Here is a 16080-nt window from a genome sequence, read left to right as displayed (position 1 = left end):
TTTGTCAAAGATATTGATTTTAGCTATGATTCAACTGCCACCCGGCCTAAAAAAGGGAGACAAAATTGCAATTGTCTGTCCTGCCAAAAAACTAAAGAAACCCATTGACAATGCTTTAGATATTTTGCGAAGCTGGGGACTGGAAATAGTTGAAGGTAAGTCGGTACAGTCAGGCTATCACCAATTTGCAGGCGACGACCAGCTACGCACGGCAGATTTACAGCAATATCTGGACGATCCGGAAATCAAAGGTATAATTGCCGGACGAGGTGGGTATGGAACCCTCAGGATCATCGACAATCTTGACTTCACGAATTTTCTCGCTCATCCTAAATGGGTAGTCGGCTTCAGTGACATTACCGTCCTGCTCTCTCATATTCTGGCTCAAACGAACACAGCCTCTATACATGGACAGATGCCCGGAACTTTTGAAGATGCTAGTCGGGAATCCTTAGAAAGTTTAAGAAGAGCACTATTCAACGAAGGCAACACCTATGATTACAGCAGCAGCTTCCCGAACCGTACCGGAATTGCAGAAGGTATACTCGCCGGAGGCAACCTGAGCATACTTATTGCTTTAGAGGGTTCTGTATCTGCAATAGATTATAAAGATAAAATTCTTTTTCTGGAGGATGTAGGCGAGCCAGAATACAGTATAGACCGTATGCTTAGGATATTAATCAGAAGCGGGAAATTAAACGACTTAAAAGGCCTGATCATCGGTGCATTCAATGAAATACCGGAAGAGAGTATTCCATTTGGCCAAACCCCGGAAGAGATAATCCAGGAACTGGTGAAAGATTATCATTTTCCAGTCTGCTATAATTTTCCATGCGGGCACATAGCAGATAACAGGGTGATGATAGTTGGCGAGACCTGCAAGCTCGATATCTCAGGGCAGAAGGTAGTATTCAGACAATAAATTAAAAGAGACGGACAAGTCCGTCTCTTGGTACAAATTTCTGTTAAAACCTACCTTGTTAATCAATATTATCACTAATTCTTTTGTAATGTCGTTTTAAATGTTTTGACAATTTTCACCCTTGGCGACCCATTTTTTGGAACAACATCGAATGAAATGCGTACAACAATACGGTTCCCATTATAATATGTAGACGAACTGGAAGCCTTAAGTGTAATATAATTTACAGCACTGAATATAGCTTTTCCTGCTACATTCTCACCTTGCAAACCTGACGCCTCGTAGTCAATTTTATTTGCAGCGGAAGCGGACGGTAAATAAAGGACTTCTTTTCTGATATTCTGAATGTCAGCAAAACTTGAGAGGCTTGGGTTAAATACAAGCTGGTAGGAAGTTTCATCTATTGTAAATGTACTTTTAGTTCTTACCCCGGTAGAGGTAGCAGGAATATCCAAGTTATAACTTAATTCCTTATATGTAACTTTCGGTGCATTTGATAGATAGTATATTCCCATTGGAAGATTATATTCGGGATAAAATGGCAAATTATTCCGGTTGTTCAATGTCCCTGGTAAAGCAAAGACATTATCAAATAAATTACTTTGAATAGTGCTCGTCCCTGATATTGCTATTTGCGAATTAATTTTAAGATCAATCTGCTGGCTTGTGGGTGTTGACGTTCCCCCACCGATAATGCCGCTCAAAAATCCATTAACGAATCCTCCAATACCACTTGTGGCGGCATCAAGCACACTAGACAAAATCGCATTACTCAAAAATTTAAATCTGTCGTCAGCACTTGCTCTCCCGACTTTGATACTACCGTCGACTGCGGCGTTCGTTAAATTACCGAAAAAATTAGTTCCGGTTTGTTCTGCGTAACAGTCCCTGAAATTGTACCTGTCTCAATACCATTAAGAGTAATCTGACTTATGGTATTTGGATTGATTGACCAGTTCAATTGCAAATCATTGAAATCTGTTAAACTAGTATTTTTATCGTAGGCAAGTTCGAAATCCGTAGCATACCACGAACCTGTATTAGAGACTGTGTATGCCTGAATTTGAGAGACCTCATTAGTATTGCTGTCAACTTTAATTATGTCTTTGGCCGCGAAATTTAACATAGGGGACTGGGGTCCTTTTGCTCCACGTAAAGTTAACAAGTATGAGATGTTACTGGAAGGATAGGCCGACGGTGTGACAAAATAAAAATACGTTCTGATTATTCCTTTGTATTTATTGTATAACATGAAATATGAAGGATTGTAAACCTGAGATGTATTGAATGTATTATAAACTAACTCCCAACCATCTTTCTTTTTATAATCATTTATTATATCGTCGTCAATTTTTCTCCCACCTAAACCCGATTGCCATGGAACCGGTATAGGATTTACATTCGGGGGAGAAGGCATAAAGGCAATATTTTCCCAATCAAGTGCCGGGGGAGCTTGCCCGTTCATGATCTGCATTCTTCCATTACTCTTTAAAAGAGCCTGATCAAAACTAATAGTTGGCTCGGGTGGGTTTCCATTCTTACATCCTGTTACACATAAAATTACCATTGCAACAAAAGAAACTCTTCTTAATAAGTTAAAATTATCCATAGAAAAAATATAAAATTATTTATAAAAACATATAATAAATATACTTATAATTATAATATCGTCATATTATTTTACATAAAATTACACCATAATATTAAACAAGAAACAACAACAAAATGAAGAACATACGTAAACAACTCATATACAAGCAACAGAATCAGGTATCAAAATATTATTCTACAACTAAGTAACATTTTAATTAAAAACATCTATTCGAAATTTTCTTTTAGGTCAACAACTACCAGCTATGACTTTTGATCGATGAATTAGTATTGGGTTAGAACTAACCTCAGACAGTGGAATTGGCAGCTGGGCCTAAGCAACTTCGATTGTGCCCTAAAGTGTATGTAAACAAAAATCCCAGCTACTTTCGTAACTGGGACTTATCTATCAACCTATTTCAGGACGATATTCGTATTGCCACCTATTTATCCCACCATACTCCAGTTAAGAAGGTTTTGTAAGGAATTGGAATACCTGGGCCATTAGCAAGTGCTTCGCCGTTCAGGTTAATTTCCAATTGAGGATAAGGAAATCTTCTTGGGAAGACACCACCAGTTCTGTTCACAGCAGGCGGAGTTAAAACAGGGAAACCTGTTCTTCTCCAGTCTACCCAAGATTCATATGGTCCTTGGAACATCGTAATCCATTTCTGCTCCATAATACGCTGTAGCGTATTGTTAAACGCCACTGTTGACTGTGCTAAATAAGTTGAAGCTGCAGATGCAGAAACACCTAAATAAGTTAAATCTGCGTTAATAGCATTATTGTATGCAGTTCCGGCAGCAGCATTGTTGCCAGCTCTCTGCTGAACTTCAGCAATAATAAAGTTTTGCTCAGCATAACTCAAGAACACTACTGGAGCATCAGTAGCAGCATAAGCTGCACCAACCCTTGAAAATTTAGATTCACCAGAATCATCATTATCGCCACCGGGAACATTACCCAAATATTGACCTGCTAACGCCCCTTTTTTAACAGGATAGAAAAATGCAGAGATCCTTGGATCATTCAAACCTTTCATTTTGTTGATTAGCGTTGAAGAAATAGCATTGTCATTTCTACCAGATATAACATCAAATTGATAAATCGGATTAGATGTAGATGCTGTAGTTCCGAATCCAAAAGCACCATTATCTGCATTTGAAGTCATTAATATAGGACTAGTGTTCAGGAAAGCCAGCGCAGCACCTGCATTCACTTTACTCGTGTGATTCAGTAACCTTAGCTTTAAGGTATTAGCGAATCGTTCCCATTTTACTACGTCGCCGCCGAAGATTAAATCATCCAAACCAGGTTTCTCACTACCTGAACCCGATTTTACAGCCGCGATACCTTCATCTAACATAGTGATCAATTGCGGATAGATAGACTCTTGTGTATCGTATGCAGGGTTAATGATTTCTACTCCCCCTAAAGCGTTCGAAAAGGGAATATCTCCGTAAGAATCTGTCAGAATACTGTAGGTATATGCACTTAAAATCTTTGCAACACCAACGTATACAAGATCTCCACCCTCAGTTCCCTTTGTTGTAATATTTGATAAATCTTCTAGAACACCTGCATACATCGAGCTCCAGATATTATCTGTAGTTGCCGGAGTCAGATCAAACCTATTATATTCAAGAGGTTGATTTCTGTGGCCAGAATAATGTTGAATTATTGAACCGCCGATTCTATTGATAGACCCACCCAGTGTGTAAGCTAAATTAGCCTGTGCTGATGGTAGAACTGTTTTCAATGGAACATCAGTTGGATTATTTGGATCGATATTAATATCCAAACCTTTTTTACAGGAAGAAACACTGATCAAAAGGACCATTAAGCTGATGGCCATAGCCTTCATGCTTAAAAAGTTATATGTTGAATTTTTTTTCATTAGAATACATTTTTTATTTATAGGTGATGAGTATCAGGACAGCCTGCGGAAAGCAGATCGTCCTGATTTTCTTATCCTAATTAAAATACCGCTTTTAAGTTCAAACCAAAACTTCTGGTTGTAGGGAAAGCGAATCTTGTCGCGCCCTGACCGTTACCAGTTCCAAAAGAACTAGATTCTGGATCTACATGTGGAACGTGCGTCCAGATGAATAAATTACGACCATAAACGCCGACAGTTAACGACTTAATACTTTTTTCCTTATTCAGGTTGAATGTGTAGTTTAAGTTTGCTTCTCTCAGTTTAACCCAGTTATTTTTATAAACATACTCTTCGTTACCTTGAGCGAATGAATAATAGTCGCCGTCTTTCTTTATCACGACACCGTTAGGCTGGCCTGAGTTTTCGTTTACTCCAGGGAAAACAAAATCTTTTTCCCTATCAGCTGTACCTTTAGTTACACCGTAAAAGTCAAGACTTTCTTCGGTACCGTTGTACATGAAACCACCTTGTCTGGTGTCAACTAAGAAATCAAAACCGATTCCTTTATATTTGAAACTATTTCTGATACCACCAGTCCAGTCCGCTTCTGTATGACCAAGATTCATACCATCGACAAACGTTGGTAAACCATCGTCGTCAGTAATAACTCTACCTTGCTCATCCCTTGCATATCCAGTACCAATGATCGAACCATATCTTTCGCCTTTAACAGCGTAAATCGCAGGGTTACCACTAAAACCACCCAAATAGAATTTATCAATACCTGGATAAGTTTCCAATATTTTAGATCTGATTCTACTGAAGGTTACATTGATATCCCAGCTAAAATCAGCGGATCTGAAAGGGGATGCATTTAACCCGATTTCAATACCTCTTGCACGTGTCACTCCTGAATTCAATACAGCATTAGTAAACCCTGTAGCCGGAGAAATATCAACCGCTACAATACCGTCTGTATTTTTATTCTCAAAATACGTCACGTCTAAACCAATACGGTTTTTCAGGAAACGTAGTTCTGTACCAAATTCAAATTCTTTAGTAGACTCTGGTTTCAAATTCGCATTTCGAACAAGGTCCGAAACAGTGAAACCAGGAGTTGCACCAAATGGAAACTCAACACCATCAGTAAAACCGTCTCCGAATGACGATTTAGCGTAAGTGTTATAAATTTGATATGGATCTGCATCTCTTGTGGTTTTTGCAAAACCTGCCCTAATTTTACCGAATGACAATATATCTGGATTAATGCCCAGAACCTCGTTAAAGACAAAAGCAGTATTTATCCCAGGGTAGAAATATGTTCTGTTATTAATTGGTAATGTAGAAGACCATTCATTTCTGCCTGTAATATTCAAGAATAGAAAGTTTTTATAGTCGAACTTTAAATCAGCAAAAGCACCAATTGTTCTTCTCAAACTGGTATACTCGTAATCAGGACTGAAAGCAGCCACATTATTCATTGTAGTAATACTAGGCAATGACAATGCAGTACCGATTTGTTGATAAATGCGTGATTTACGTTGATTATAATCCTGTCCTAATGTAGCTGAAAAATTAAAATCCTCAGATATTCTCTTATTGATATTGATTAAGAAAGTTGAAGTCAGTTCTTGGCGGTAAGTGTTAGTATTTGTCAACGCGCCGTTAGGATTACTACCAGTATTGATATCGAAGAAAGACTTGCTGATGTCATTATAGTAATCATTACCTAAACGGTAAGAAAAATCCAACCAATCATTCGCTTTATAGGCAGCATTTACAGCGCCTGTCAGACGATCTGTTTGTGTATTATTAAATGTTTTATTGACTGTCCAAAGTGGGTTATCGAAAGCACCACCGCGGAAGTTAATCTGTGAACCATCTTCGCGCTCATATCCGTAACCTTTAAGGTTCCAGGAAACGGGCATTCCAAATAAAGCAAAAAATGGATTGCTACCACTTTGTCCTAAGGACGGAACATCACCCCAGCTCCTTGTATAACCAACATTTACACCGAATGAAAGCTTCTCAGAAATTTTATTGTTCATATTTAAACGAACATTCGCTTTATTGAACCCTTGGTTAGGTACAATAGACTCTTGTTTAGACTGACCGGCCGAAAAATAATAGTCACTTTTCTCTGTAGACTGCGCAATTGATAAATTGGTGTTAATTAAGCTACCGGTTCTTAAGAAATCTTTTCTCGGATCAAAAGCTTGTAACGTTACATTTTTTCCAGCAGCATTACTCTTAACTTCTTGTCCAGCAATTCGTGGACCGAATGAACGAGAAACGCCCTCTTGGTAAACTCCGTTTGTACCCTGAGCAAACTCTGTTTGAAATTCAGGTAGGTTAATAGCGTTGTCAAGTGCAAAATTACTGTTGAAAGTAATTACAGGTTTTCCTTTGCTTGCTTTACCAGATTTTGTAGTGATTAATACAACACCATTTGATCCTCTATTACCATATAGTACAGATGCTGCACTACCTTTCAGCACCGTCATTGTTTCAATATCGTCAGGGTTGATATCTGCAGAGCGGTTAGGAGTACCGACACCTTCAACTTCATTCGCCGCGCTGTTACCATCATTAGCATTACTAATTGGTACACCGTCAATTACAAATAAAGGCTCATTATTACCGGTAAGGGACTTATTACCACCACGGATCACAATCCTTGCAGCTTGTCCAGGAGCACCACCACTGCTTACAACCTGTACACCGGCAACTTTACCGTTCATAGAGTTTAAAACATTTTGGTTACCCACGTTAGCAAGCTCATCACCTTTAACTTCCGTTACCGAGAAACCCAAAGCCTTTTTCTCTCTTCTAATACCCAAAGCCGTTACAACAACTTCGTTGAGGCCCTGGCTGTCACCAACTAAAGCAACATTAATTACACCAGAGGAATTAATTGGCTTGTTTTGTGTAGTATAACCGATAAAAGAAAATTGAAGTGCTGTAGCGCCAGAAGGTACGCTAACTGAATATTTTCCATCACTTCCTGTTATTGCACCACCTGAGGCGCCGACGATTTTAACACTTACACCGGGAATTGGTAGATTATCCCCCTGTGAAGTGACTGTACCAGAAACTGTTCGGTCTTGTGCAATTGCGAACGCAGACATGCACAACAACACGAACAAACTTAGTATAAGTTTTTTCATGTAGTTAGGTATTTAGTTAATTGTTTAGTTAATAATAAGGTAAATATAGACCATTTCAACTGCCGGTTTCGCATAGTTCGATTATCGCAGATTTAATAATGACTTTTCTATGACTAAGTTTTTACAAAAACCGGATCTATTTAGATTGTTTTCAAATAATTCGTCGATTTCTTTACCAACTGTACCTATCAGTTGCGTTATTATCCGATATCTCCTAACTATTACAGAGTTAACGGATTTCATTCGGGTAATTAGACTGGAAATAATTAAAATAAACGAACAAAAATCACGAATAATTTTGACTTGCTAATCCATAATGTAATTTTACTCCTTCAAATTACATAACGAATGTCACAGCTTGAAGTCCTTTATCAGCATTACCTTTCTCACCCTGAAATTTGCACAGACACCAGGAGAATAACTCCAGGCTGCCTGTTTTTTGCGTTAAAAGGAGATAAATTCAATGCAAATGACTTTGCAGCTAAAGCGCTGGAGCAAGGGGCAGCGTATGCAATTATAGATGAACCCGCCTATCAGCTCACCGCACAATACATATTAGTGCCCGACGTTCTGCAAACACTACAGGATTTAGCCAAACTTCACCGCAGCCATTTAAATATACCAGTGATTGGATTAACGGGGAGTAATGGAAAAACGACTACAAAAGAATTGATCAGAGCAGTACTGCAGGTTAAATACCAAACATTTGCAACCAGTGGAAACCTGAATAACCATATTGGGGTTCCGCTATCTTTACTCGCAATAAAACCGGATACCGAAATTGCAGTTATAGAAATGGGTGCGAACCACCAGCAAGAGATTGCATTTTTATGTGAGATTGCTCAGCCAACCCACGGCCTCATCACTAATATTGGAATGGCGCATCTAGATGGATTTGGTGGCTTTGAAGGTGTTAAAAAGGGAAAAGCAGAATTATTCGGCTACCTTAAAGCTCATGATGGAATTGCCTTTATTAATCAGGACAATCCCGAAATCACAGAAATGGCTCAGCGGAACGGTCTTGAAGAAATAATTAGTTATGGCCAAAAAGAGGGTAATCTGATCTCTGGAAAATTAACTCAGTCAGCCCCCACCCTTGCTTTAGCTTGGCAAAAAGAAGGCTCTGATTATAAAGTACAAACGCAATTGACCGGCGCCTATAATTTTGAGAATATACTCGCAGCTATTATAATAGGAACAACATTCGGCCTGGAGCCAGCACAAATTAACATGGGATTATCTGGTTATACTCCAGTAAATAACCGGTCTCAATTATTAAAGACAGGAACGAACACTGTGATTTGCGATTTTTATAATGCCAACCCAAGCAGTATGGAGGCTGCAATCCAGAACCTGAAAACTATGGATGCCAGCAAAAAGACAGCAATTCTGGGAGATATGTTCGAGCTAGGTAATGAATCAACCGAACAGCACCTGCGTATCGCGAAACTGGCAACTACTGCAGGATTCAGTCAAGTCATATTTATTGGGCAGATGTTTTATAATGCAGATAACACCACTCCCGAAAATCACTATTTTAAAACACCAGAAGAAGCAGTCCGGTGGCTTACAGCAAATCCAGAGTCAGAAAGTCTCATTCTTTTAAAAGGTTCTAGAGGAATGGCGCTCGAAAAGCTGCTGCCATTATTTTAAAGAGACACTAATACCGGCGTCACTTATCTCTTTAAGAGGATTGTCGCGCATATTCTGTTCAATCTCGATTGTGTAATTACCAGTCTGGGCAAAATGATAATCCGTTAATAAAGGAAGTTCATAAGTATAAAGGTTACCGGAACCGGTCCCTCGCCAACGTCCATCTTTCTCTGCGAGACGGTATTCGTACCTGCGGGTCACTTTTTTATGATCGGGCCCCGTCAGATGCATCAGTATATAGATATTCGAATAGCTGTAATCCGCTGTAATTCTTAATTTGAAGCGTATATTATAGGCTATTGCCGGATCCTTTATCGCGGCAATAGCTTTTATCTTTTTCACATAACTCCAGTTGCGTTCAGGCAGCCTTTCATTCGTATCAACCAGGTTATCCGTATGGCACCCGCTCACGATAGAAAATAGCAACCCTGCAAACAAGCAAAAAAACCAGTTATTGATCTTCATTTTTAGGTTTATCCGTTGCTTTGTTCCTTCTTCGGTTATTCCTGTTGCGGTTATTCCTGTTTCCGGCAGACTTTGCTACCGTTCCATCTTCTGCTTGCACAGCTTCAGTTATTTTTTTAGGTTCTGCAGGTTTACGATTCTCTGCCGGTTTCCTATTCTCCGTGCTTTTGTTCTCAGCATTACGATTTTCAGCGGTTTTTGCCGGTTGTGCTGGCTTTTTACCTGCAGGTAGCGGTCCTTTTACAGGGCGTTCACCTTTCGGCGCCGTAGCTTGCTTATTCTTATTATTATTTCTGTTGTTTTTATTTTTCGGCTTGTCATCCAGACGTGTTAAACTATCCTGACCAACCACATTCTCATAATCCGGTATTTTTTCCACCAATACTGCCGCAGCTAATTCAACAGCCTCATCTTTCAGATTATTTGGTTTCTGACCTTTTTTATTCATGGCCATAATCTCTTTAACCCGATCCACTTTAAGCGGGATCCAGTCTTCCTGATTCGGATAGCAGAACCACATGATTTTCTTGAAAATGTCGGTTTTTTGGTGCCTTGCGGTACCAATCTCAGTCTGCAGATTCTCCACACGATCCGGAATATCCTTTAAAGCATCCAGATAAGTATCCAATTCATAATTGAGGCAACATTTCAACTTACCACATTGTCCGGCAAGCTTTAAGGTATTCAGAGAAAGATTTTGATATCTGGCAGCAGCAGTAGAAACGGTTTTAAAGTTTGTAAGCCATGTAGAACAGCACAACTCCCTTCCGCAAGAACCGATACCACCTAAACGGCCTGCTTCCTGACGCATACCAATTTGACGCATCTCTATGCGGATACGGAAAGTTTCTGCCATTTTTTTGATCAGTTCACGAAAATCTACACGACCTTCTGCTGTATAAAAGAAAGTCGCCTTTGTTTTATCTCCCTGATAATCAACATCACTAATCTTCATAGACAGGCGCAGATCCAGCGCAAGCGTTCTGGCCTTATGCATAGTTTCCCACTCCAGATCCTTCGCGATTTTCCACTTTTCGACGTCAGCTTCAGTCGCCTTCCTGTAAATCTTTCTGGTTACCTGATCAAGAGGTGTTTTACGCCTTTTCATTTGCATTCTGACCAGCTCACCGGTTAAGGAAACGTGTCCGATATCATACCCGCCGGTAGATCCCTCTACCGCGATAAGTTCACCTATTTCAAGATAAATATTATCATTATTCAGATAAAACTCTTTTCTCGCGCCTTTAAACTTTACTTCGATAACCTGAAAAGGTTTATAATTTGAGGGCATGTCCAGGTTGGACAGCCAATCGTATACTTCCATTTTCTGGCAGCCTCCTGTAAGGCATGAGCCATTACTTTTGCAGCCGGAAGGGGCGCAACCGCCACCAGTAGAACAACTTCCACATCCCATAACTAATTGTATATATATTGAGTCCCTTTCGGGAGCGTTTTAAATTTGATAATTTTTACCAGTTGTAAAGATACATCTAAAAATAGTATTTTAGGATTAGCGTTCCTTTCAATATGATAATGGGCCTGCTCAAGCACCTCAATGATAGCTTCAGCCATTGTTAGGTCCAAAACTTTTTCACTGAGCTTCTTCGCCGTTTCCAAAACATTTTCCGGTAATTTAACTAAAGCTTCGGCACCACTGAGCAGCAAACTGCATTCTCTAAGAAAACTGATCCCGTATTTTAGGAAATTTTTCTGATTTTCCCTTCCCCAGCCTGCGGCCTGTTCCACAAAACTAATTAGATCAGGTACCTTGTTACCATAGCCCATCCGCAGCCATTCAGAAAACAGAACTGCATTATCATTCTGCTGGTGAATAACCATTGATTTCGCCTCTATCAAGTTTCCATCTGCAAGAAAACTGTAGGTAGCCGCAATATCTCTGTCCAGGTTATAATGAGTACACAGATGCTCAACCACAGTTGCCGAAGGCAGTTTAGGTATCTTCACAATCTGAGTCCTCGATAATAAGGTCGATAAAATTTGTTCCTGATTGTGTGCAACCAGAACGAATAAAGTATGAGGTGTTGGTTCTTCAATAATTTTCAGCAAAGAATTCCCCTCTTTTTCTAAAAATTCGGGTAACCAGATAATTAAAACCTTGGTTTCTGCCTCAAAAGCTTTGAAACTTAATTTTTTGATGATATCATGGCATTCTGCGATATTAATATTCGCCTGTTTGTTTTCCGCGTTCAGACGCGATCGCCAGAGATCAAGGTTTACATATGGATCTTCCAGCAGCATTGTTCTCCATTCATCGAGTACATCTGTTGCAACCCGCACATCTTTCGACGCAAAAAACGGATAAGAAAAATGAAGATCCGGATGAATATACCTTTCGTACTTTCTGCAGGAGCTGCAGACACCGCAACTATCAGTGTCAGATTTATCTAAACAATTGATATACTGAGCATAGGCAATAGCCAGCGCCAAAGAACCACTCCCCTCCGGAGACAGAAATAACTGGGCATGACTCATCCTGTTTTCAGTGACAGTCTGTATCAATTGCTGCTTAATTTCCTGTTGTCCTACGATGTCTTTGAACTGCATTTGGTGCAAAATAGTAAATTTATAACAATCTTTGCAGCTATGTCCCGTATTATCGCATTTGATTATGGCACCAAAAGAATAGGTATTGCCGTTACCGATCCCCTGCAAATTATTGCGACAGGGCTAGATACTGTGCACCCTAAAGATATCGTCGAATATCTCCATAAATACCTATTGACAGAAGCTGTAGAAGCATTTGTGATTGGCGAACCGAAACAAATGGACGGTACCCCGTCGGAATCTGCTCAGCATGTCAAAGGCTTTACCACTATTCTTAAAAAGAACTTCCCGCTAATCCCGCAATACCGGGTTGACGAAAGGTTTACCTCAAAAATAGCTCAGCAGGCGATCATGCAAAGTGGCCTTAAAAAACAAGACCGCCGAAATAAAGAACGGGTCGATACGATAGCCGCCACGATCATTTTACAATATTTCATGGAGGAACACCGTTTATAAACCAACTTATGAGCCTGATACAAGAAGACTTAAGCCAGCTATTACTTCAATTCTGCGAACCAGAATCTGCTTTATTACAGCGGATAGACCGGGAAACCAATCTTAAGGTATTAATGCCGAGAATGCTTTCCGGGCACTATCAGGGCCGCGTACTCAGTATGCTCAGTAAATTGGTGAATCCACGCAGAATCCTTGAAATCGGAACTTTTACCGGCTATGCAACATTGTGCCTTGCAGAAGGCCTGACCGATGACGGAATTTTATATACTCTTGATATTAATGAAGAACTGGAAGACCGTGTAAGGGAATATTTTGAAGAAGCTGGTTATACTGGTTCCATTCAATACATTCTCGGAGATGCCAGTAAAAGTCTTTCTGAAATAGACGAAACATTTGATCTCGTCTTTATAGACGCAGATAAAAAAAATAACGGAACTTACTATGACCTCGTTTTTGACCGGTTGAGACCCGGAGGTCTGATTATAGTAGATAATGTCCTTTGGAGCGGTAAAGTACTGACGAACCAACAGGATAAGGATACCAGAAACATCAGTGCTTTTAATGATAAAATAGCAGCCGATCCCAGGATAGAGAAACTCATTCTTCCCGTACGTGACGGCTTGTTTATAATCAGAAAAAAATAAAAATGATTAAAAAAAGTTTATTACTGACCCTATGCTGCCTGTTGATTACAGCAGTTACTGTCAGAAGCCAGTCCATTCAGGACTATGTAGACGAACACACAGATTACGCACAGGAACTTATGCGCGAATATGAAGTCCCCGCCAGCGTTATACTTGCGGTGGCAATCCATGAATCAGCAGCCGGTAAAAGTAAAGTTGCCCGCCATCTGAATAATCACTTCGGCATTAAAGGCTCCAATAGTAATACTGCGATCAATTCCTCTTATAAAGATTATGGAACCGCTGCAGACTCTTATACTAATTTCGTCGAGGTGCTTCAAAACAGATCCTCATTCAGCAGATTATTTGATCTTTATGATCAGTATGATTATGCAGGCTGGGCAAGAGGTATACAAAGAGGTGGCTATGCAAGCAGCCGTACCTGGGCTAATCAGGTAATAGCGATTATAAATAAGTACCAGCTGTATCAGTATGACGATAGACCAGCAGACTATGTCGAGCCGGTAAAAGTTGCCCCGGTTCTTAAAAAGAAAAGCTATACGGCTAAAAAACGCACCAGAAATAACCGCAGCAACAGTAAAATGTACACCGTAAAAAAAGGAGATAATCTCAATAGGATTGCGCTTTCAAGATGTACAACTGCGAAGGCACTGATGAAAAGAAATGGATTAAAAAAATCAGCACTGAAACCTGGCCAGAAGCTTAGAATTTAATGACACCTGCACCATTGAAAACAAAACATACTTGATGAAAAAATTACTTTTATCGCTAACTATAACCTTGCTTATCTTTTCCGGCTGTAAAACCAGAAAATATCACCGTAATAATAAACAGATTGAAAAAGAGGCAAGTAAAGCAAATGCAAACTTCAAAGACTACACTACGCTCAGTTATATCGCTGCATTTAAAGGCGTAGCCATCGAAGAAATGAATACATATGGTGTCCCTGCCAGCATTACTCTGGCACAAGGTATCATTGAGTCCGGCAGCGGTAACAGTAGCTTAGCTAAATTTGCCAATAATCATTTTGGTATTAAGTGTACATCTGAATGGAAAGGGAAGGCATACTATAAAGACGATGATAAAAGTAACGACTGTTTCCGTGTTTATAAAGACGCGAGGGAATCCTATAAAGATCACTCCGAATTTCTGAAGCGTAAAAGGTACAGTGCTTTGTTCGAACTGGACAAAAATGATTATGTTAACTGGGCAAAGGGCCTGAAACAGGCTGGTTATGCAACAAATCCACGATATCCCGAGATGCTCATCAACCTGATTGAAAAATATCAGCTGCACCAGTATGATCAGCCGGAATCTGAGCCTGAAAAAATCAGAAGAGAAGACCGGGTATTTACGGAGATCAATGCTAACATTCCAAAAGAAACCAAAAAATTCCAGCCAGTAGCACAGCCCCCTTCAAAACAGATAATTAACACAACAGAGCCTAACTATACCGTGGAAAAAGGTGATACCCTTTATAACATTGCAAAAAGATTTAATATGACCGTCGACGAATTGAAAGCGTTGAATAATCTGAATGACGAAGGAATTAAGATCGGACAGAAGCTGGTTGTTGTTAAATAATGTTATTTTCTGCAGGTATGGATTATAATACAGGTAATTTTACCGGCATGAAAATACTGCTGCTGCTTACGCTTATTCTATGGGCAGGGATGGTTGCTAACGCACAAATAAAACCTGTCCAGGGCTTTGTGGTAGATAATGAATCAAAGCAACGACTCGCTAAAGTATATATATATAATTCCCATAACGACGAAGGAATATATAACAACCAGAAGGGAGAATTTTCGACTCAGGCTGTAGTTGGGGACACACTGTTTGCTGCTTTACAGGGGTATGGTATTGATACACTTGTTTATAAAGGAACGAAGACTATTTTCTTTCAGTTAAAACCACTTGCCGTACAACTACGGGAGGTCTCCATTATAGGCAGCGCACTGACACCAAAGCAACGGCATGAGCAAAATACCAGGGCATACAAGTATGCGACAGACCTGGGGAGCTCTAAAGACCTGCTTAACCTGAGCTCTCGCGGTGTAGGTCTGGGAATTGACGCCATTTATAATCTCTTAAGCCGTAAAGGACGAAACGCCAGACACTTGCAGGCTATTCTGGAGCGCGATTATAAAGAGGAAATTATAGACTACCGGTTTAATCCGGCCTTCGTAAGCCGCGCACTGAGAATTAAAGATTATGAGCTCACAGATTTTATGCAGCAATACCGCCCGAGCTATGACTTTGTACTCGCTGCATCGGACTATGCGTTTATTGTTTTTCTGAAGAATAATTATAGCACCTATAAAAGGAATCCTAAAGCTTTACGCCTGCCTCCCTTATTGAAGGTGCAACTGAATGCAAACCCATGAAATATTGGAAAATAGTTTTCAGGCCGCTTCCTGCGACAGCGATGGCGATCTATCCTTTCATACTGTTTAAATCGCGGAACCAAATTGATAACCCTCTGTTAATCAATCATGAAATGATTCATTTCAGACAACAACTGGAATTATTAATTCTACCTTTCTATTTACTGTACTTGATCTTTTATCTGATTAATCTTGCAAAGTCAGGAAACCATGATCAGGCCTACAGACAAAGCTGCTTTGAACAGGAAGCCTATGCTAATGAACAGAATTTCAACTACCTGAAAGTGAGGAAAAGCTATGCATGGCTGAAATTTTTATTCAATTCTAGGCATCAATAGGAACATTTTTCTT

15 protein-coding genes are annotated in these 16080 nt (G+C 39.8%); 8 read left to right on the top strand and 7 right to left on the bottom strand.

Features of this window, described 5'->3' with window-relative positions:
• The first annotated feature begins 25 nt into the window (after positions 1-25).
• Positions 26-922 carry a S66 peptidase family protein gene (locus BM192_RS06025; RefSeq protein WP_037437573.1) on the top strand — a complete coding sequence of 299 codons (897 nt, stop codon included), beginning with the start codon at positions 26-28 and terminating at the stop codon, positions 920-922.
• 74 nt (positions 923-996) lie between these two features.
• Here BM192_RS06025 and BM192_RS06020 read toward each other — a convergent pair whose 3' ends face one another.
• From BM192_RS06020 to BM192_RS06005, 4 genes are all read right to left on the bottom strand, one after another.
• Positions 997-1698: a hypothetical protein gene (locus BM192_RS06020; RefSeq protein WP_139218410.1), complete on the bottom strand. Its 702-nt coding sequence runs from the start codon at positions 1696-1698 to the stop codon at positions 997-999.
• A gap of 65 nt (positions 1699-1763) precedes the next feature.
• Positions 1764-2531, bottom strand: a complete 768-nt coding sequence (locus BM192_RS06015; RefSeq protein ID WP_037437575.1) for a hypothetical protein — start codon at positions 2529-2531, stop codon at positions 1764-1766.
• A 424-nt stretch (positions 2532-2955) separates the two neighbouring features.
• On the bottom strand, positions 2956-4410 hold the full coding sequence (locus tag BM192_RS06010; protein WP_037437576.1) for a SusD/RagB family nutrient-binding outer membrane lipoprotein: 1455 nt from the start codon (positions 4408-4410) through the stop codon (positions 2956-2958).
• An 80-nt stretch (positions 4411-4490) separates the two neighbouring features.
• Complete coding sequence (locus tag BM192_RS06005; RefSeq protein ID WP_081857441.1) at positions 4491-7559, bottom strand: SusC/RagA family TonB-linked outer membrane protein; 3069 nt, start codon at positions 7557-7559, stop codon at positions 4491-4493.
• A 348-nt stretch (positions 7560-7907) separates the two neighbouring features.
• On the opposite strand from BM192_RS06005, the gene BM192_RS06000 reads away from it, so the two are divergent.
• Positions 7908-9212 (top strand): UDP-N-acetylmuramoyl-tripeptide--D-alanyl-D-alanine ligase, encoded by a 1305-nt coding sequence (locus BM192_RS06000; protein WP_037437578.1) that lies wholly within the window; start codon positions 7908-7910, stop codon positions 9210-9212.
• Here BM192_RS06000 and BM192_RS05995 read toward each other — a convergent pair.
• Genes BM192_RS05995 through BM192_RS05985 form a run of 3 tightly spaced genes read right to left on the bottom strand, consistent with a single transcriptional unit; the run spans position 9204 to position 12242 of the window.
• Positions 9204-9677, bottom strand: coding sequence for a gliding motility lipoprotein GldH (locus BM192_RS05995; RefSeq protein ID WP_037437579.1), 474 nt, complete (start codon positions 9675-9677; stop codon positions 9204-9206). The two genes, BM192_RS06000 and BM192_RS05995, sit on opposite strands and share 9 nt — an antisense overlap.
• Positions 9664-11091: a PSP1 domain-containing protein gene (locus tag BM192_RS05990; protein WP_074963927.1), complete on the bottom strand. Its 1428-nt coding sequence runs from the start codon at positions 11089-11091 to the stop codon at positions 9664-9666. The genes BM192_RS05995 and BM192_RS05990 overlap by 14 nt, the downstream gene beginning before the upstream one ends.
• A 2-nt stretch (positions 11092-11093) precedes the next feature.
• Positions 11094-12242: a DNA polymerase III subunit gene (locus tag BM192_RS05985; protein WP_037437581.1), complete on the bottom strand. Its 1149-nt coding sequence runs from the start codon at positions 12240-12242 to the stop codon at positions 11094-11096.
• A gap of 39 nt (positions 12243-12281) precedes the next feature.
• Here BM192_RS05985 and ruvX point away from each other — a divergent pair, with 39 nt between their 5' ends.
• Genes ruvX through BM192_RS05955 form a run of 6 tightly spaced genes read left to right on the top strand, consistent with a single transcriptional unit; the run spans position 12282 to position 16067 of the window.
• Positions 12282-12698 carry a Holliday junction resolvase RuvX gene (gene ruvX / locus BM192_RS05980; RefSeq protein ID WP_037437588.1) on the top strand — a complete coding sequence of 139 codons (417 nt, stop codon included), beginning with the start codon at positions 12282-12284 and terminating at the stop codon, positions 12696-12698.
• A gap of 8 nt (positions 12699-12706) precedes the next feature.
• The gene (locus tag BM192_RS05975; protein WP_037437589.1) at positions 12707-13342 is read left to right on the top strand and encodes an O-methyltransferase; all 636 of its coding nucleotides are present in this window, start codon (positions 12707-12709) and stop codon (positions 13340-13342) included.
• 2 nt (positions 13343-13344) lie between these two features.
• A complete protein-coding gene (locus BM192_RS05970) occupies positions 13345-14055 on the top strand; it encodes a glucosaminidase domain and LysM peptidoglycan-binding domain-containing protein (protein WP_051759438.1) in 711 nt (236 codons plus the stop codon).
• A 34-nt stretch (positions 14056-14089) separates the two neighbouring features.
• On the top strand, positions 14090-14926 hold the full coding sequence (locus tag BM192_RS05965; protein WP_037437590.1) for a glucosaminidase domain-containing protein: 837 nt from the start codon (positions 14090-14092) through the stop codon (positions 14924-14926).
• Positions 14926-15729, top strand: coding sequence for a hypothetical protein (locus BM192_RS05960; protein ID WP_234797512.1), 804 nt, complete (start codon positions 14926-14928; stop codon positions 15727-15729). The genes BM192_RS05965 and BM192_RS05960 overlap by 1 nt, the downstream gene beginning before the upstream one ends.
• Complete coding sequence (locus BM192_RS05955) at positions 15726-16067, top strand: hypothetical protein (RefSeq protein ID WP_037437591.1); 342 nt, start codon at positions 15726-15728, stop codon at positions 16065-16067. The genes BM192_RS05960 and BM192_RS05955 overlap by 4 nt, the downstream gene beginning before the upstream one ends.
• Positions 16068-16080 lie beyond the last annotated feature (13 nt).

This window comes from Pedobacter antarcticus, assembly GCF_900112985.1.
GTDB classification, from domain to species: domain Bacteria; phylum Bacteroidota; class Bacteroidia; order Sphingobacteriales; family Sphingobacteriaceae; genus Pedobacter; species Pedobacter antarcticus.
The sequence above is the reverse complement of the archived record's forward strand: the minus strand, read 5'-3'. Positions and strand labels throughout refer to the sequence as shown.

Coding starts and splice junctions, on each gene's coding strand:
- BM192_RS05990 (WP_074963927.1), bottom strand. CDS start 11,091: ATGGGATGTGGAAGTTGTTCTACTGGTGGCGGTTGCGCCCCTTCCGGC.
- BM192_RS06025 (WP_037437573.1), top strand. CDS start 26: ATGATTCAACTGCCACCCGGCCTAAAAAAGGGAGACAAAATTGCAATT.
- ruvX (WP_037437588.1), top strand. CDS start 12,282: ATGTCCCGTATTATCGCATTTGATTATGGCACCAAAAGAATAGGTATT.
- BM192_RS06005 (WP_081857441.1), bottom strand. CDS start 7,559: ATGAAAAAACTTATACTAAGTTTGTTCGTGTTGTTGTGCATGTCTGCG.
- BM192_RS05960 (WP_234797512.1), top strand. CDS start 14,926: ATGTTATTTTCTGCAGGTATGGATTATAATACAGGTAATTTTACCGGC.
- BM192_RS05970 (WP_051759438.1), top strand. CDS start 13,345: ATGATTAAAAAAAGTTTATTACTGACCCTATGCTGCCTGTTGATTACA.
- BM192_RS05985 (WP_037437581.1), bottom strand. CDS start 12,242: ATGCAGTTCAAAGACATCGTAGGACAACAGGAAATTAAGCAGCAATTG.
- BM192_RS06000 (WP_037437578.1), top strand. CDS start 7,908: ATGTCACAGCTTGAAGTCCTTTATCAGCATTACCTTTCTCACCCTGAA.
- BM192_RS05965 (WP_037437590.1), top strand. CDS start 14,090: ATGAAAAAATTACTTTTATCGCTAACTATAACCTTGCTTATCTTTTCC.
- BM192_RS05975 (WP_037437589.1), top strand. CDS start 12,707: ATGAGCCTGATACAAGAAGACTTAAGCCAGCTATTACTTCAATTCTGC.
- BM192_RS06015 (WP_037437575.1), bottom strand. CDS start 2,531: ATGGATAATTTTAACTTATTAAGAAGAGTTTCTTTTGTTGCAATGGTA.
- BM192_RS06010 (WP_037437576.1), bottom strand. CDS start 4,410: ATGAAAAAAAATTCAACATATAACTTTTTAAGCATGAAGGCTATGGCC.
- BM192_RS05995 (WP_037437579.1), bottom strand. CDS start 9,677: ATGAAGATCAATAACTGGTTTTTTTGCTTGTTTGCAGGGTTGCTATTT.
- BM192_RS05955 (WP_037437591.1), top strand. CDS start 15,726: ATGAAATATTGGAAAATAGTTTTCAGGCCGCTTCCTGCGACAGCGATG.